Origin of the sequence: Microbacterium sp. AG1240 (genome assembly GCF_003635115.1) — a bacterium.
GTDB lineage: Bacteria > Actinomycetota > Actinomycetes > Actinomycetales > Microbacteriaceae > Microbacterium.
In genome coordinates this window covers 81,882-97,828 of record NZ_RBXJ01000001.1, presented here as the reverse complement: position 1 = coordinate 97,828, position 15,947 = coordinate 81,882, and the positions used below count along the sequence as shown (strand labels likewise).

16 protein-coding genes are annotated in these 15,947 nt (G+C 72.5%); 5 read left to right on the top strand and 11 right to left on the bottom strand.

Annotation, left to right across the window (positions count from 1 at the left end; translation table 11 throughout):
* Positions 1-6: 6 nt before the first annotated feature.
* The 6 genes from hemQ to hemE form a co-directional block, all read right to left on the bottom strand.
* Positions 7-681 carry a hydrogen peroxide-dependent heme synthase gene (gene hemQ, locus DEU34_RS00480; protein ID WP_183042291.1) on the bottom strand — a complete coding sequence of 225 codons (675 nt, stop codon included), beginning with the start codon at positions 679-681 and terminating at the stop codon, positions 7-9.
* A gap of 128 nt (positions 682-809) precedes the next feature.
* Entirely contained in the window at positions 810-1,091 is a 282-nt protein-coding gene (locus DEU34_RS00475) for a hypothetical protein (protein ID WP_121147792.1), read from the bottom strand.
* Positions 1,081-1,491 carry a phage holin family protein gene (locus tag DEU34_RS00470; protein WP_121147790.1) on the bottom strand — a complete coding sequence of 137 codons (411 nt, stop codon included), beginning with the start codon at positions 1,489-1,491 and terminating at the stop codon, positions 1,081-1,083. Before DEU34_RS00470 ends, DEU34_RS00475 begins: the two co-directional genes overlap by 11 nt.
* A gap of 1 nt (position 1,492) precedes the next feature.
* Positions 1,493-1,897: a hypothetical protein gene (locus tag DEU34_RS00465; RefSeq protein WP_121147787.1), complete on the bottom strand. Its 405-nt coding sequence runs from the start codon at positions 1,895-1,897 to the stop codon at positions 1,493-1,495.
* A gap of 109 nt (positions 1,898-2,006) precedes the next feature.
* Positions 2,007-3,479, bottom strand: a complete 1,473-nt coding sequence (locus DEU34_RS00460) for an NAD(P)/FAD-dependent oxidoreductase (RefSeq protein ID WP_121147785.1) — start codon at positions 3,477-3,479, stop codon at positions 2,007-2,009.
* Complete coding sequence (gene hemE / locus DEU34_RS00455; protein ID WP_121147782.1) at positions 3,476-4,510, bottom strand: uroporphyrinogen decarboxylase; 1,035 nt, start codon at positions 4,508-4,510, stop codon at positions 3,476-3,478. Before hemE ends, DEU34_RS00460 begins: the two co-directional genes overlap by 4 nt.
* Positions 4,511-4,633: 123 nt before the next feature.
* On the opposite strand from hemE, the gene DEU34_RS00450 reads away from it, so the two are divergent.
* Both DEU34_RS00450 and DEU34_RS00445 read left to right on the top strand, forming a co-directional pair.
* Positions 4,634-5,971, top strand: a complete 1,338-nt coding sequence (locus DEU34_RS00450) for a glutamyl-tRNA reductase (protein WP_121147780.1) — start codon at positions 4,634-4,636, stop codon at positions 5,969-5,971.
* A gap of 150 nt (positions 5,972-6,121) precedes the next feature.
* Complete coding sequence (locus DEU34_RS00445; RefSeq protein WP_121147777.1) at positions 6,122-8,989, top strand: ATPase; 2,868 nt, start codon at positions 6,122-6,124, stop codon at positions 8,987-8,989.
* Here DEU34_RS00445 and DEU34_RS00440 read toward each other — a convergent pair.
* Both DEU34_RS00440 and DEU34_RS00435 read right to left on the bottom strand, forming a co-directional pair.
* Complete coding sequence (locus DEU34_RS00440) at positions 8,986-9,807, bottom strand: ABC transporter permease (protein WP_121147775.1); 822 nt, start codon at positions 9,805-9,807, stop codon at positions 8,986-8,988. The two genes, DEU34_RS00445 and DEU34_RS00440, sit on opposite strands and share 4 nt — an antisense overlap.
* Positions 9,804-10,814, bottom strand: a complete 1,011-nt coding sequence (locus DEU34_RS00435) for an ATP-binding cassette domain-containing protein (RefSeq protein WP_121147773.1) — start codon at positions 10,812-10,814, stop codon at positions 9,804-9,806. Before DEU34_RS00435 ends, DEU34_RS00440 begins: the two co-directional genes overlap by 4 nt.
* A 194-nt stretch (positions 10,815-11,008) precedes the next feature.
* Here DEU34_RS00435 and DEU34_RS00430 point away from each other — a divergent pair, with 194 nt between their 5' ends.
* On the top strand, positions 11,009-11,578 hold the full coding sequence (locus DEU34_RS00430) for an HhH-GPD-type base excision DNA repair protein (RefSeq protein WP_121147771.1): 570 nt from the start codon (positions 11,009-11,011) through the stop codon (positions 11,576-11,578).
* Positions 11,579-11,604: 26 nt separating this feature from the next.
* Here DEU34_RS00430 and DEU34_RS00425 read toward each other — a convergent pair whose 3' ends face one another.
* The 3 genes from DEU34_RS00425 to menC form a co-directional block, all read right to left on the bottom strand.
* On the bottom strand, positions 11,605-12,990 hold the full coding sequence (locus DEU34_RS00425) for a glycine--tRNA ligase (RefSeq protein ID WP_121147768.1): 1,386 nt from the start codon (positions 12,988-12,990) through the stop codon (positions 11,605-11,607).
* A gap of 84 nt (positions 12,991-13,074) precedes the next feature.
* Positions 13,075-13,554, bottom strand: a complete 480-nt coding sequence (locus DEU34_RS00420; protein ID WP_121147766.1) for a hypothetical protein — start codon at positions 13,552-13,554, stop codon at positions 13,075-13,077.
* Positions 13,551-14,684 (bottom strand): o-succinylbenzoate synthase, encoded by a 1,134-nt coding sequence (menC, locus tag DEU34_RS00415; RefSeq protein ID WP_121147763.1) that lies wholly within the window; start codon positions 14,682-14,684, stop codon positions 13,551-13,553. The genes DEU34_RS00420 and menC overlap by 4 nt, the downstream gene beginning before the upstream one ends.
* Before the next feature lie 233 nt (positions 14,685-14,917).
* Here menC and DEU34_RS00410 point away from each other — a divergent pair, with 233 nt between their 5' ends.
* Both DEU34_RS00410 and DEU34_RS00405 read left to right on the top strand, forming a co-directional pair.
* Positions 14,918-15,727: an SDR family oxidoreductase gene (locus DEU34_RS00410; protein WP_121147761.1), complete on the top strand. Its 810-nt coding sequence runs from the start codon at positions 14,918-14,920 to the stop codon at positions 15,725-15,727.
* A 10-nt stretch (positions 15,728-15,737) separates the two neighbouring features.
* Positions 15,738-15,947 (top strand): multidrug transporter, encoded by a 210-nt coding sequence (locus DEU34_RS00405; RefSeq protein WP_259459981.1) that lies wholly within the window; start codon positions 15,738-15,740, stop codon positions 15,945-15,947.

The window sequence follows — 15,947 nt, the reverse complement described above, 5'->3', positions numbered from 1 at the left end:
CCCGACTCACTGCAAGACCTCGGGGATCTCGGCGAGGTCGAGGAGACGCCCGGTGTAGAAGGGCACCTCTTCGCGCACGTGCCGGCGCGCCTCGGTGTAGCGCAGCTCCCGCATCATGTCGACGAGGTCGGTGAGCTCGTCGGCCTCCATGGGCAGCAGCCACTCGTAGTCGCCCAGCGCGAACGACGCGACGGTGTTCGCGATGACGCCCGTGAAGGCGGCGCCCTTGCGTCCGTGATCCATGAGCATCGCGCGGCGCTCCTCCTCGGGCAGGAGGTACCACTCGTAGCTGCGCACGAACGGGTAGAGGCACAGCCACTCACGCGCGTGCTCGCCCCGCAGGAAGCCGGGCACGTGGGAACGGTTGAACTCGGCGTCGCGGTGCACGCCCATGGCGTTCCACGTCGGCAGCAGGGTGCGCAGCAGCTCGGTGCGGCGGAGCCGGCGCAGCGCCCGCTGCAGCGATTCCGCGTCGGGGCCGTGCAGCCAGACCATCAGGTCGGCGTCGGCCCGCAGACCGCTGACGTCGTAGAAGCCGCGGACGGTGACCGCCCCGCCCTGCTCGATCAGCGCGACGATGTCGGCGAGCTCGGTGCTGTCGGCCTCGCCGACCGGATTGTGCGGGTCGCGGCGGAAGACCGCCCACAGGGTGAAGGCGGATGCTGCGGAGTCATCGGGCATGATTCCAGTCTCTCTCTGCGCGCCGAGCGCGCCAAACGCCGACCGCCGGAACCTGTCGACGACGAGCTACCGGCGCCGATCGGACCCGGACGCGGTCATCGCCCCCACGGGAGCGGCGCCCGACGACCTCAGCGGGCGTAGGTGCGGACGGCGAACCAGACGATGCCGCCGACGGCGACCGCGACACCGACGACAGCTGCAGCCGCACCGGCGGGGTTCTTGCGCCGGAAGTCGCGCGCCTGGGCCGTCACGCGCGTCACGCCGTGCTCGAGCCGGCGCGGCACATTGGCCTTGATCTCGATCGCGGCCAGGGCCGCCTTGAGTTCGGCGCGTGCGCTCTCCACGGGGTCGGTCAGACCCAGGGCGACGCCGGTGCGGGGTACGGGAACAGGGGAACGATCAACGCTCATCGCCGGCCTCCTTGACGATCCGGATGTCTTCGGCCACGGCCGAGCCGGGGTTGGTGCGCTTGCTCAGCTTGCGGAATCGCAGGATGCCGAGCAGCGCCAGGACGGCGACGATGACGAGCATGCCGCCGAAGACGACGAGGGCCGAGAGCCAGACCGGCCACCACGACGACAGCCCGGCGATGACGAACGCGAAGAACACCGGCAGCGACCAGAAGAGCACGAACAGGGCGCCGACGAACCATCCGGCGCCGATACCGGCGTCTTTCGCCGTCTTCGACAGCCACGCCTTGGCGGCGTTGATCTCGGCGACGACGAGATTGCGAACGAGTTCGGGGATGTCGCCGAGAAGGGTGAAGAGGCTGTCGTCCGCGCGATCGCGGAATCCGCGGGGCGTGGTCACCTCAGCTCCCGGACGACGCGGCGGGCTTCGAGGTCGACCGCGAACTCGTGGTGGAGGTCGAGGGCGCCGCCTTCTTGGCGTCGGCGACCGACTCCTCGACGGCGTCGGCGACCTTCTTGGCCGACGACTTCGCCGCAGAACCCGCGCGCTGGGCGCGCTCCTGGGCGGTGCCCGACTCGGATGCCGCGTGCGTGACCTTCTTCGCGCCGTTCCACAGCGCGCTGGGAACCGCCTTCAGAGCGGTGGCGCCGAAAGCCTGAACACGGGTCACCTGCGTCTGGACGGGGTCGAGTTCCCAGACCTTGATCGCCTGGGTCTTGATCTGCTCGTAACGCTCGCGCCCCGCACGCGTGCCGAGCACATATCCGGCCGCGAGGCCGATAACGAGTCCTGCTTTGCCCTTCATAAGGGCCTCCTCACGCTCGGTGGAGCCTGTTGTCTGCCCCCAGGCTAGCCAGATATTCCGCCAGAGGCATCCACCCTTGACATCCCACGGCGCGCGGGGCACTCCGCCGCTAGAGCGGTGTTCCGCCGTTCCAGAGCAGTGCGCTGCGCAGGCGGTCGGCCTCCAGCTGCGCGTCGGGCACCACCTGGGCGAGCCCCGTGCCCGCCAACCACGCTCCCGCCGCGCCGATCCCCGGGACGGCGCGGATCGCGTCGCGCGCCTCGCGGGTGCTCTCCCCGCGCCCGATGAAGGCTCCCGGCTGCGACTGCGTGTACCGCTCCCGTCGTGCCGCTCGCAGGTGCGCGGGCTCGAGGGCGACACCGAGAAGAGCGGATGCTTCCGCCACGGCCAGGTGCGCCGCATCCGCGTCGTTCAGACCCGCCGTCGCGGGCTCCTCTCCCTGCGCACCGAACGAGACGCGCACGACGTGCACACCGGGCTCGGCCTGCTCCGCCAGCCACGACCACTTCGCCGTGGAGTGCGTGAGGGCCTTGGCGGCTCGCGCGCCGGGAACGACCAGCACGCCCGACCCGCGGGGGTGGCGGTCGAGGCCGGGCGCGTCGACGACGAGGGTCACGACCTCGACGACCGGCGACTCCCCGACCTCCGGATCGAGGTCGGGAACGTGCGGTGCGAGCAGCCGTCGCGCCGACGCCTCGGGCAGGGCGACGAGGACGGCCCCGGCGGCGAGCTCGGTTCCGTCGCGCAAGACGACGCTCCATCCGTCGACCCCGTCGCCCGGCTCCGCGGCCACGCGGCGCAGTCCCGACACCTCGGCGCCGGCCCGCAGCTCGACGTCGAGGTCGATCAGCCGTGACACGAGGGCGTCGACGAGGCGGCCCATGCCCCCCACGATCCCCTCGACGGCGCTGCCGGGGGCGGTGGTGCGACCCGCGGTGAGATCGGCGACCGCACCCGAGAGCGAGCCCGTGCGGGTGAGGGCGGCGTTGAGCCCGGGCGCTGCGATGTCGACGTCGATGTCATCGGGGCGGGCGCTGTAGACCCCACCGATGACCGGTGCCACGAGCCGGTCGAGCACGCGCTCGCCCATGCGCGAGCGCACGAGCGTGCCCAGACTGCGCTCGTGCCCGATCGTCAGAGGAGGCCGGATGCGGTCGACGAATGCGCGCCACACTCCTCGCCGACCGATGATGCGGCGTACCTCGGGCGACCACGGGTTGCCGGGGATGCCGAGCACTCCGCCGCGCGGCAGGGGTGCGGCGAGTCCTCCGGGGAGTCCGGCGACCCACGCTCCCGCCGGGTTCGGGGTCGTGACCGCGTCGCCCAGGCCGAGCTCGTCGACGAGCGCGCGCACCGTGCCGCCCCGGGTCGCGTAGCTCTCCGCGCCGACGTCGAGGGTGAACCCGCCGACCTCGGCCGACCTCAGCACACCGCCGAAACGGTCGCCCGCCTCGAGCACGGTGACCCGCAGCCCGACCTTGGCGAACTCGAGCGCGGCGGCGAGTCCCGCCATACCGCCGCCGACGACCACCGCGTGAGACTCGGCCGCGTGGGCGGCGAGCCGGTCGAGCGGCTCGCTCACGCGTCGAGCCCGTGGGCGCGCTCGACGATCCTCGTGAGAACACCGGGGTCGGCGTCGGGGGGCACGCCGTGGCCGAGGTTCAGCACGTGGGCGCGCGCGGCGCGGCCTCGAGCGATGACGTCGTCGACGTGCGCGGCGAGGACGGGCCACGGGGCCCCGAGGAGTGCGGGGTCGATGTTGCCCTGCACGGTGGTGTCGGGTCCGAGCACGGCGGCGGCCGCATCGAGGGGGGTGCGCCAATCGACGCCGACCGCGTCGGCGAGCCCGCCGAGGCGCATGTCGTCGAGGATGCCGCCGGTTCCCACACCGAAGTGGATGCGCGGCACGGCGATGCCCTCGAGCGCGGCGGCGGAGTGCGGCGCCACGAACTCGAGGTAGTCGGAGCGCGAGAGCGAGCCCGCCCACGAGTCGAACAGCTGCACCGCCGAGGCGCCGCCGTCGATCTGGGCGTCGAGGAAGGCGCGCGAGACGCCCGAGAGCCACCCGGCGAGCCGGTGCCAGGCGTCGGGGTCGGCGTGCATCATGCCGCGGGCGCGGAGGTGCTCCTTCGAGGGGCCGCCTTCGACGAGGTAGGCGGCGAGGGTGAAGGGCGCCCCGGCGAAGCCGATGAGCGGCTTGTCGCCGAGCTCCGCCGTGACGATGCCGACGGCCTGACGCACCGGCTCGGCCGCCGCTGCGACCTCGGCGGGGTCGATGGCGGTGATGCGTGCGACGTCGTCGGACGAGCGCACGGGGTCGGCGAAGACCGGCCCTCGGCCGGGTTCGATCTCCACGTCGATCCCGGCGAGGCGCAGCGGCACGACGATGTCGCTGAAGAAGATGCCGGCGTCGACGTCGTGCCGGCGCACCGGCTGCAGCGTGATCTCCGCGGCAAGGTCGGGGGTGAGGCAGGCGTCCAGCATCCGCGTCCCGACCCGCAGCTCGCGGTACTCGGGGAGGGAGCGCCCCGCCTGCCGCATGAACCACACCGGCGGCCGGTCGGGGCGGTCGCCGCGCAGCGCGCGCAGCAGGGGTGCGTCAGGTGTTGCCATGGCAGCCATTCTCCCACCGGCGCCTGAGCACTCACCGCCCGCGGGGGCCCGCGGATGTCTCGTCGTCGAGACACCTCGGCCCTCGCAGCCGCCCCGACCGACACGGTGGGTAGAATCGAGGACGTGCTGCTGTGCGTCAGCGCGAGTCACAAGACCGCGTCCTTCGATCTCCTCGAGCGCCTCAGCGTCCCCTCCACACCCGTCGCCCCGTTGATCGCGGCGCACGCGGAGTGCGTGCAGGGAGCGGTGGTCGTGGCCACCTGCAACCGCTTCGAGGCGTACGTCGACATGGACGAGCCGCTCACCGCGTCGGGTGCCGTCGGCCTTGAGGCCACGCTGTCCGCGATCGAGGCCGCCACCGGCGTGCCCGCGTCCGAACTCGACGGCTCGTACCGTCTCATGGGCGGCGACGAGGTCGCCGAGCACCTGTTCGCCGTCGCGTCGGGTCTCGAATCCGTCGTCGTCGGCGAAGGAGAGATCGCCGGCCAGGTGCGTCGCGCGCTCACCGAGTCGCGCCGTCTCGGAACCACCTCCGCCGAGCTCGAGCGCCTGTTCCAGCGGGCGTCGGAAGCCCAGCGCGGCGTGAAGAACGCCACCGCCATCGGCCGTGCCGGGCGCTCGCTCGTGCGACTCGCCCTCGACCTGGCCGACAGCCGCATCACCGACTGGTCGAAGCTGCGGGTGCTGCTGATCGGCACGGGCTCCTACGCGGCGGTCACCCTCGCCGCCCTCCGCGACCACGGCGCCGACGACATCTCGGTGCACTCCCCCTCGGGTCGCGCGACGCCGTTCGCCGCGAAGCACGGCATCCGCGCCGTCGCACCCGAGCGCTTCCCGTCGGCCGTCACCCACGCCGACCTCATCATCACGTGCACGAGCGCCGAGCACCACGTGCTCAGCGCGGCCACGTTCGCCGCCGGCCGCGGCGCGTACGACACCGCGATCGAGGGCCAGCCCGCAGCATCCGCCTGCCCCATCGCGACCCCCGACCGGCGTCTCGTCATCGACCTCGGCCTGCCGCGCAACGTCGACCCCGATGTGGCGGGCGTCGCCGGCGTCGACCTGCTCGACCTCGAGACGATCCGCATCCATGCGCCCCTCGACGAGCTGCAGGCGACGGATGCGGCGCGCCAGGTCGTGCGCGACGCCGCCCGCCGGTTCGCGACCGTCGGCGAGCGCAAGAGCATCACGCCGGCCGTCGTCGCCCTGCGCACGCACATCTTCGGACTCATGGAGTCGGAGATCTCGCGTGCCCGCGCCCGCGGCGACGACGACGGCCGCACCGAACAGGCCCTCCGCCACCTCGTCGGCGTGCTGCTGCACACCCCCACCTCGCGCGCGCACCAGCTCGCCGAAGATGGCCGCACCGACGACTACATCACCGCGCTCTCGACGCTCTACGGCCTGGAGGTCGCCGAGCCCGACGCGACCGTCGCCGATGCCGAGCCCGGCGTCGCGTGACGCCCCGCCCCTGACCGCGAGACCGCTTCCCGCCGACGAGACCGCGACATTCGACCCGGGTCTCGGCGCGCGGTCGCGGACTCGCGGGCGCGCCGGCCGGGTCGGGCCGGGCCATCTCGGCACGCCGCGGGGCGGGCCTAGGGTGGGAGCGTGAAGCTGCGGTTCTTCGGGGGGCTCGTCGCGGGGGACGCATCGGCGGTCGTCGCCGGGCGGGGCCAGCAGTCGCTGCTCCTCCGCCTCGCCGTCGACACCGGCACGACCGTGGGGTATCGCGCCCTGACGGAGGACATCTGGGGACAGGACCCTCCGACCGACCCCCGCGCCTCGCTGCACTCCCTGGCCTCCCGCCTGCGTCGCGTACTGCCGCCGGATGCCCTCGTCGCCGCGCCCGGCGGCTACCGCCTCGCCTTCTCGCGCGAGGACGTCGACATCACCCGCTTCGCCGACCTCGTGGCCCGCGCCCGCGCCGCCGCCGAGCCGAGAGACGCCGCGTCTCTTGCGCGCGAGGCGCTGTCACTGTGGAGCGGCGACCCGTGGACCCCCGGCGACGGCTTCGACTGGCTGGTGCGCGATCTGCTCGAGGACCGAGCCCACGCCGAGCGCCTGGCCGGAGCTCGAACCGTCGCCGCCGGCGACGTCCCGCGCGAGAGCACCGTGCCGGCGGCCATCGCGAGCCTGGTCGGGCGGGAGTCCGAGCTCGCCCTCATCGAGCAGCAGCTCTCCTCCGAGCGTCTCGTCACGGTCGTCGGCCCCGGCGGCGCGGGGAAGACCACGCTCGCGTTCGAGACGGCGCGCCTCCGGGCCGGCGCGATCATCGTCGAACTCGCCCCCGTCGCCGCCGGCGACGTGTGGAGCGCGCTCGCCGGCGCCGTGGGGCGCAGCGTGCGCCTGCCCGATGCGACGAACACCCCCATCGGGGTGCGCGACGGGGTCGTCGAGGCCCTCACCGGGCGCCGCGTGCTGATCGTGCTCGACAACTGCGAGCACGTCTCCCGCGAGGCCGCCGACGTCGCCGTCGACGTGCTGCAGGCCCTGCCCGAATCGCGCGTGCTCGCCACCAGCCGCGAGCCCCTCGGCGTGCCGGGTGAGGCGTTCGTCGACCTGGGCCCGCTCCCCCTCCCCGACGCGGTCGAGCTGTTCGGCCTCCGGGCTCGCGCGGCCTCCGGGTCGGTTCCCGATCCCGCCGATGCAGCGACGATCGAGGGGATCGTCCGCCGGCTGGACGGGCTGCCGTTGGCCGTGGAGCTGGCCGCGGCGAAGACCCGCACGCTGTCGCTGATCGAGATCGCGGCGGGCCTCGACGACCGCTTCGGCCTGCTCGCGGCGGGTCCTCGGGCGACGGCGCCCCGCCATCAGACGCTCCGGGCGCTCATCGACTGGAGCTGGGACACGCTGACCCCCACCGAGCGCATCGCACTCCTCGCGGCGGCCGTCTTCCCCGACGGGATCGCGGCGACGGATGCGGCGCTGATCGGTGCGCGGTACGACCTACCGGCGGCGGCCTTCGACGAGCTGGTCGACAGATCGCTCCTGAGCCGGCGGCACGGACGCTTCCGGATGCTGGAAACGGTGCGCGAATACGGTCTCGAGCGCCTCCGCGCCCAGGGCCTCGACGACCGGTTCCGCGCGTCGCAGGCGGAGTCGATGGCCGAGCTCGCCGCCGCCCGCGACGCGACGCTGCGCGGCCCGCAGGTGCGGGCGGGCCTGGCGTGGTTCGACGCCAACGAGGAGAACCTCTCGAGCGCCCTCCGCTTCTGCGCGGAGACGGCGAGGCGCCCCACGGGGGTCCGCCTCGTTCGGGCGATGCTCTGGCCGTGGATCCTCCGCGAGCGCACCGCCGATCTCGCCGGCAACGCCGCGGTCTTCGCCGCGACGGACGGAGCGCTCGACTCCGAGCCCGAGGTCGTCGTGGCCGGCGTCCGGCTCCTCGCCGACTCGTTCTCGCTCGTCATGGACAGCGCCGTGCTGACGCCGGCCGCGGGCGGGCGCGGCGACGTACCGCGCTACGCCGAGCGAGCGGCCGAGATCGCCGCGGCCTCGGCGCAGCATCCGTCCGAGCTGGCCGCCGCGCTCCCCGCTCTTCTTCGCGGCATCGCCGAGGCGATGACCAACCTCGATCGTGACCTGAGCTGGTCGCACGGGGTCACCTTCGCCGAAGCACCGACCGACGACGTGCCGCCGTGGACGCGGGCGTTCCTCGGCGTGCTCCGCGCCGGGGCGGCCGCGAACTCGGGCGACGTCGAGACGCTCGGCGAGCAGAGTTCGCTGGCGCTGCGCACGTTCAGCGAGATCGGCGACCCGTGGGGCATCGCGTTCGCCGGGCAGCTGCAGTCGGAGTGGCTCATGCTGGAGGGCCGCCTGGAGGAGGCGCTGGAGATCGCCGACCGATCGACCGACGCCTTCTCCGGCCTCACGTCGGCCAGCGACGCGGTGCAGCAGCGATCGCAGAGCGTCGGGCTGCTCATCCGCCTGGGCCGCATCGACGCCGCCCGCTCGCGGATCGACGAGCTCGACGACTTCGCCCGGCAGGACGGCTCGGAGCGCGCCCTGGTGCAGGTGCGGATGGGCCGGGCCCTCGTCGAGATCGCGGCGGGCCACCCGGAGGCGGCGCTGCGCGAACTCGCCGTGCTCGACCGGGGCCTTCCGGCGGGGTTCCCCTCGCAACTGACCGCCTGGTGGGGATCGAAGCGGGCCCAGGCGCTGACCCTGCTGCACCGCGCCGACGAGGCACGCGCGGCGCTGCGCGACGCCGTGCCCGTCGCGATCCGCAGCGGTGACCAGCCCATCATGGCCGACGTCGCGCTGTCGTTGGCCGGGTGGCTGGTCGAGACGGGCCAGGATGCGGCGGCCCACCGCGCCCTCGCGACCGCCTCGGCGTTGCGCGGCAGCCACGACGAGCACGATCCGTACCGCACCGGCCTGGTGACGCGGATGGCCGCGGCGCCGGAGGAACCCGTCCTCGACGCCGCGGCCGAATTCGCCCGGCTCGCCGCCCTGCTGGACGACGACGCCGGCTAGGCCTTGCGCATGTAGGTGCGCACGGTCAGCGGTGCGAAGATCGCGACGATCACGGCCGCGCCGATCAGCGTGATCACCACGTCGGAGCCCACCGTGCCGTAGTTGACGAGATCACGCACCGCGGTCACCAGGTGCGAGACGGGGTTGATGTCGACGAACCACTGCAGCCACCCGGGCATCGTGTCGGCGGGGACGAAGGCGTTGGAGAGGAACGTCAGCGGGAACAGGATCACCAGCGACACCCCCTGCACGCTCGAGGCGGTCCGCGCCACCACCCCGAAGAACGCGAAGATCCAGCTGACCGCCCACGAGCAGACCACGACGAGCACACCGGCGGCGACCACGGCACCGAAGCCGCCGGCCGGACGGAAGCCCATGATGAAGCCCATCGTGAAGGTGAGCGTGGTGGCGATCGCGTAGCGGACCGTATCGGCCAGCAGTGCCCCCGACAGCGGCGCGATGCGGGCGATCGGGAGCGATCTGAACCTGTCGAACACCCCCTTGTCCATGTCTTCGCGCAGCTGCACGCCGGTGACGACCGAGGTGGTGATGACCGTCTGCACGAGGATGCCCGGGATGATGATCGGCAGGTAGCTCTGCACGTCGCCGGCGATCGCGCCGCCGAAGATGTACGTGAACATCAGCGTGAACAGGATCGGCTGCACCGTCACGTCGATGAGCTGCTCGGGAGTGCGGCGGATCTTGAGCAGTCCTCGCCAGGCCATCGTCAGCGTATTCCGCACGGTCTGCGCGACGCCCGCGTGGTTGCGGAGGTCGCGGTCGGCGACCGGTGTGAGGGGTGCGGTCAGGGTAGTCATGCGCGTGCTCCTTCGAGATCGGGGATGTCGGCGGTATCGGCGTCGGACGACGGTCCCGTGCCGGTCAGCGTGAGGAAGACCTCGTCGAGGGTCGGTTGCTGGACGCTGAACTCGCTCAGGTGCACCCCGCCCTCCCGGAAGGCGACGAGGAGGTCGGTCACCCGGTCGGGGTCGCTCATCGGCACCGTGAGCCGGGCCGCCTCCGGGGAGACGATCGCCGACACGCCCAGCACCCGGTCGACGGTCTCTCGAGCCAGGCTCAGCTCGGCGCCCTCGCGCAGGCGGAGCACGAGAGAGGCCTGCCCGACGGATGCCTTCAGCTCGGGCGCCGTTCCTTCGGCGACGACCCGACCGCGGTCGATGACGGCGATGCGGTCGGCGAGCTGATCGGCCTCGTCGAGGTATTGCGTGGTGAGGAGCACGGTGGAGCCGTTGGCGACCAGCCGGCGGATCGTGTCCCACATCTGCCCGCGCGTGCGGGGGTCGAGGCCCGTCGTGGGCTCGTCGAGGAAGATCAGCGGCGGCTGGGCGATGAGCGACGCCGCGAGATCGAGGCGGCGCCGCATCCCTCCCGAGAACTTCGCCAGCGGACGACGAGCGGCCTCGGTGAGGCCGAACTCCTCGAGCAGCTCCCCCGCCTTCCGACGGGAGTCGGCCCGCGACAGCCCGAGCAGGCGCCCGAAGATGACGAGGTTCTCGGTGGCCGACAGCGTCTCGTCGACGGAGGCGAACTGCCCCGTGAGGCCGATGAGCTGGCGCACGACCTGCGCCTCGCGCACGACGTCGCGGCCGAAGATCTCGGCGCGGCCCGCGTCGGGACGCAGCAGCGTCGCCAGCATGCCGATCGTGGTGGTCTTGCCGGCGCCGTTGGGGCCGAGCACACCGTAGACCGTGCCGGCGTCCACGATCAGGTCGACCCCGTCGACGGCGCGGTTGGTGCCGAAGGTCTTCACCAGGCCTTCGGCACGGACGGCGGGGACGCGCCCCGAGGGAGCGGATGAGCTCATGGGATATCTGCCTTTCTGTGGGCTGACACCAGAGTGCGCCGGGGGCGCTGTCACGGCGCGGTCGCCGTCGAGCCGCCGCTGTCACCGCGCTGTCAGCGACACGCGGTCGCACGCGCGAGACGGCGCGCGCCGCCTCTCGTGCGTCGGGGGACGTCTCATGGCCCGCGGTCGGCGGGCTGCGGCACACTGGAGGCATGAGCCTGCACATCACCGACGACCCCACTGCCGACGACCTGCTCTCGAGCAATCCGCTGGCGTTGCTGATCGGGATGCTGCTCGACCAGCAGGTCGCGATGGAGACCGCCTTCGCGGGGCCGCTGAAGGTGCGCGAGCGCATCGGATCGCTCGACGCTTCTACGCTGGCCCACTACGACGCCGATGCTTTCGCCGAGGCCTTCAAGACCGCGCCGGCGGTGCACCGCTATCCCGGGTCGATGGCCGGACGCGTGCAGGCGCTGTCGGCCGCGGTGGAGCAGGACTGGGCCGGCGACGCCGCCGCGATCTGGACGCGGGACGAGCCGACCGGCGCCGAGGTGCTGAAGCGACTGAAGGCCCTCCCCGGCTTCGGCGAGCAGAAGGCGAAGATCTTCCTCGCCCTCCTCGGCAAGCAGCGAGGCTTCACGGGCGAGGGGTGGCGCGAAGCATCCGCCCCCTACGGCGAGGAGGGGTCGTTCCGCTCCGTCGCCGACATCACCAGCCCCGACTCCCTCACGAAGGTGCGCGAGCACAAGCGCGCGATGAAGGCCGCCGCGAAGGAGAAGTAGGAGAAGGAGCCGGCGGGGGCGGGCGCTTATGCGCCGCGGAGGCGCTCGGCGAGGTAGCCGTGCAGTGCGTCGAGCGGCACGCGCTCCTGCGACATGGTGTCGCGGTCGCGCACGGTCACGGCGCGGTCGTCGAGCGAGTCGAAGTCGATCGTGACGCAGAACGGGGTGCCGATCTCGTCCTGGCGGCGGTAACGACGGCCGATCGCGCCGGCGTCGTCGAAGTCGACGTTCCACTCCGAGCGCAGGTCGTCGGCGACCTCGCGGGCCAGCGGCGACAGGCGCTCGTTGCGCGACAGCGGCAGCACGCCGACCTTGACGGGCGCGAGGCGCGGGTCGAGCTTGAGCACCGTGCGGGTGTCGGTGCCGCCCTTGGCGTTCGGCACCTCTTCCTCGCGGTACGCGTCGACGAGGAAGGCCATCATCGCGCGGGTGAGCCCGAACGAGGGCTCGATCACGTACGGGGTGTACGTGGTTCCGCTCGTCTGGTCGAAGAACGTGAGCTTCGCACCGGATGCTTCGGAGTGGCTCGTGAGGTCGTAGTCGGTGCGGTTGGCGACACCCATCAGCTCGCCCCACTCCTTGCCCGGGAAGCCGAAGCGGTACTCGACGTCGATGGTTCCGGCCGAGTAGTGCGCGCGGTCCTCTTCGGGCACGTCGAGGCGGCGCATGTTGTCGGCGTCGACGCCGAGGTCGATGAACCAGTCCCAGCACGCTTCGACCCAGTGGTCGAACCATTCCTGCGCCTCGTCGGGAGCGGTGAAGTACTCGATCTCCATCTGCTCGAACTCGCGGGTGCGGAAGATGAAGTTGCCGGGCGTGATCTCGTTGCGGAACGCCTTGCCAACCTGACCGATGCCGAACGGCGGCTTCTTGCGGGAGGCGGTGAGCACGTTGTTGAAGTTGACGAAGATGCCCTGGGCGGTCTCGGGACGCAGGTAGAACAGGCCGCTCTCGTCGTCGACGACGCCGAGGTAGGTCTTCACCAGGCCGGAGAACGAGCGCGGTTCGGTGTATTGCCCCTTCGTGCCGCAGTTCGGGCATGGCACGTCGAGCAGGCCGTTCTCGGCGGCACGGCCCTTGCGCGCCTCGAAGTCCTCGATGAGCGTGTCGGCGCGGAAGCGCTTGTGGCAGTGCAGGCACTCCACGAGCGGGTCGGTGAAGGTGGCGACGTGGCCGGATGCCTCCCACACGCGCTTGGGCAGGATGATCGAGGAGTCCAGGCCCACCATGTCGCCGCGCCCCCGCACGAACGTCTGCCACCACTGGCGGCGGATGTTCTCCTTCAGCTCGGTGCCGAGCGGGCCGTAGTCCCACGCCGAGCGAGAACCGCCGTAGATCTCGCCCGCCTGGAAGACGAACCCGCGGTGGCGGGCGAGGGCGATGACCTTATCAAGGCGGGACTGTTCGGCCACGGTGGCTCCAGGGGTCGAATGCGACGCGGGGTTCGGCAGCCGAATGGCCGCCTCCCCCATCCTAGTTCCGGGGCGCGATCACGCTCAGCCCGTCGAGCACTCGCGTCGATGAAGGTCGGAGAGGAACCCGAGCGAGTCCTCGACGGCCATGCGCGCGATGGAGTCGGCGGCTCCCAGCGTGAACTTCACCTCGAGCATCGTGGTGCCCTCGTCGGCGGCGTCGCAGTTCACCGCCGGCAGGTGCACGCGGATGTCGACCGTGCGCCCGGGGGCGATGTCGGTCTCGCCGGCGACGACCCGTTCGGCGAGCCCGTCGAGCCGGTCGTCCTCGAGCTCGACCTTGCCGATGACGAGGGTGTCATCGGCCGCGTTGTGGATCTGCACCTGGGCCTGACGGGTGGCGACGTCTCCGGCGAGCTGTACGACCGAGGCGGTGATCCCGATCGGGAGGGCCGTCGCCGACGGCGAGGGGTGCGGGGCTTCCGCGCAGCCCGCGAGCGCGAGCATCGCGAGGGCTCCGGCGAGGAGGGCAGCGCCGCGCTGCCTGATGGTGCGTCGTCTCACCGGGCGATCGTCTCCCGCTGCACCGTGAAGCGCTCCAGCGCCTCGTGATCGATCTCGATGCCGAGGCCGTCGCCGGTGGGAACCCGCACGTGGCCGTCGTCGAGCGTGATCGGCTCGGTGACGATGTCGCGCGCGTAGAACCGCGACGAGGCCGAGACGTCGCCGGGGAGCGTGAAGCCGGGGAGGGCGGCGAGCGCCGCGTTCGCGGCCCTGCCGATTCCCGTCTCGAGCATGCCGCCGCACCACACCGGGAGCCCCGCAGCCCGGCACAGGTCGTGGATGGCGACGGCCTCGAGATAGCCCCCGACGCGACCGGCCTTGATGTTCACGACGGATGCGGCGCGCAGCGCGATCGCGTCGGCCGCGGCCTTCGCCGACACGATCGATTCGTCGAGGCAGAGCGGAGTGCGAAGACGGCGGGCAAGGGTGGCGTGATCGACGAGGTCGTCCTCCTGGAGCGGCTGCTCGATGAGGAGCAGGTCGAAGGGGTCGAGATCGGCGAGCAGCTCGGCGTCGGCGATCGTGTAGGCCGAGTTGGCGTCGACCTGCAGCGGGATCGACCCGAAGGCCTCGCGCACGGCGGCGGTGTCGCCGATGTCGCGGCCCGGCTTGATCTTGATCTTGATCCGCGCGTAGCCCTCGTCGAGGTAACCGCCCACCGCGTCGACGAGCGCGGCAGGGTCGCGCTGGATGCCGACCGAGACCCCCGACGGCACGCGATCGCGCACCGCGCCCAGGTACGAGGCCAGCGAGCGTCCTTCCGCCCGGAGCGCGGCGTCGAGCACGGCCGTCTCGAGGCCCGCCTTGGCCATGCGGTGGCCGACGAAGGGCGACAGCACGCCCGCGACCTCTTCGGCCGAGACGGCGGGGCGCTTCAGGAGCGCGGGGATCAACCAGCGGCGCAGCACGTCCCACGCATCGTGGGTGTACTCGCTCGAGTAGAGCGGCGCGTGCTGGGTGACGACCTCGCCCCAGCCGTCGCCGGCGTCGGTGAGCGCACGCACGACGATGACCTCGCGCACGTCCTCCGTGCCGAACGACGTGGTGAACGGCGAGACCAGCGGCAGGTGCAGCACGCGCAGCTCGACCGCCGACAGGCGCACCGGGGCCGTGGAACGCGCGGGAGACATGCGTTCAGGGTAACGGCGGCAGCCTGGGCAACCGCCCCCGGCGTGCGGGGCCGCCGAGACGACATCGTGTCGCCGAGACGGCATCCTTGCTGCGCGAATGCGCTGTCGGCTCACCGAGACGCTATCGACTCGGCGGGCGAGGGAGGGCGCGGGCAGGCGCGGGCACGGTAGTGACCGGGTGCCTTGCTGGCAAGGGTGGGGCGGGTGGGGGGCGACCGACCTAGCCTGGAGCCATGCCTACCGACTTCTCCCCCCGCCACGCGATCGTGACCGCCTCGGACTCCGGAATCGGGGCCGCCACCGCCGTCGCCCTCGCCGAGGCCGGACTCGACGTGGGCATCACGTGGCACTCCGACGAGGAGGGCGCCCAGGGCACCGCCGATGAGGTGCGCGCCCGCGGCGGACGAGCCGTGGTCGCGCAGTTCGACGCCACCGACTTCGACGCGGCAGGGCGCGTGATCGACGGTCTCGCCGACGAACTGGGCGGGGTGGACGTCTTCGTCAACAACGCCGGCGGCGGCTCGGGCGGCCCCTTCCTCGACATGGATCTCGACGCGTGGCGCCAAGACATCGCGCTCAACCTCGACGGGGCGTTCATCGGTCTGCAGGTCGCCGCCCGGCGCATGGTGGCCGCCGGTCGCGGCGGGCGCCTCATCGCCGTCTCGAGCGTGCACGAGCACCAGCCGCGCGTCGGCAGTGCCGCCTACGTCGCCGCCAAGCACGGCCTCGGCGGACTCATCAAGACCATGGCCCTCGAGCTGGGGCGCTACGGCATCACGGCGAACTCGGTGGCGCCGGGCGAGATTGCCACGCCGATCAACGACATGGACGCCTCCGACGCGGAGTCGACGCACCGCGGCGGCATCCCGCTCGGGCGCCCCGGTACCCCCGACGAGATCGCCGGGGTCGTGGCGTTCCTGGCCTCGCCCGCCGCCGCGTACGTCTCGGGGGCGAGCTGGGTCGTCGACGGCGGGATGCTGAACATGGGCCCGCAGGCGGGATCCCACCTCGAGAGCGACGCCTGGCGCGACGCCGGGAAGTAAGGGGAGCACCATGACCGACACGGATCCGAGCGACGCCGGGATGAGCGACGCCGAGAAGCGCCACGACCAACTGACGAGCGCCCCCGATTCGACCGAGGCCGACGCCGCGCCCCGCATCGATGTCACCGAGCACGACGGCGTGAAGCGGATCGACGTGCGCGACGATGCCGCGGTGCGCCCCGGGCCCGGCCCCGGCACCCCCGAGGCCGATGGCGCCTGA

Excerpts from the sequence above, each read along its gene's own strand:
- DEU34_RS00430 (WP_121147771.1), top strand. The coding sequence starts at position 11,009 with ATGAGCCTGCACATCACCGACGACCCCACTGCCGACGACCTGCTCTCG.
- menC (WP_121147763.1), bottom strand. The coding sequence starts at position 14,684 with ATGTCTCCCGCGCGTTCCACGGCCCCGGTGCGCCTGTCGGCGGTCGAG.
- hemE (WP_121147782.1), bottom strand. The coding sequence starts at position 4,510 with ATGGCAACACCTGACGCACCCCTGCTGCGCGCGCTGCGCGGCGACCGC.
- hemQ (WP_183042291.1), bottom strand. The coding sequence starts at position 681 with ATGCCCGATGACTCCGCAGCATCCGCCTTCACCCTGTGGGCGGTCTTC.
- DEU34_RS00440 (WP_121147775.1), bottom strand. The coding sequence starts at position 9,807 with ATGACTACCCTGACCGCACCCCTCACACCGGTCGCCGACCGCGACCTC.
- DEU34_RS00475 (WP_121147792.1), bottom strand. The coding sequence starts at position 1,091 with ATGAGCGTTGATCGTTCCCCTGTTCCCGTACCCCGCACCGGCGTCGCC.
- DEU34_RS00435 (WP_121147773.1), bottom strand. The coding sequence starts at position 10,814 with ATGAGCTCATCCGCTCCCTCGGGGCGCGTCCCCGCCGTCCGTGCCGAA.
- DEU34_RS00465 (WP_121147787.1), bottom strand. The coding sequence starts at position 1,897 with ATGAAGGGCAAAGCAGGACTCGTTATCGGCCTCGCGGCCGGATATGTG.
- DEU34_RS00405 (WP_259459981.1), top strand. The coding sequence starts at position 15,738 with ATGACCGACACGGATCCGAGCGACGCCGGGATGAGCGACGCCGAGAAG.
- DEU34_RS00410 (WP_121147761.1), top strand. The coding sequence starts at position 14,918 with ATGCCTACCGACTTCTCCCCCCGCCACGCGATCGTGACCGCCTCGGAC.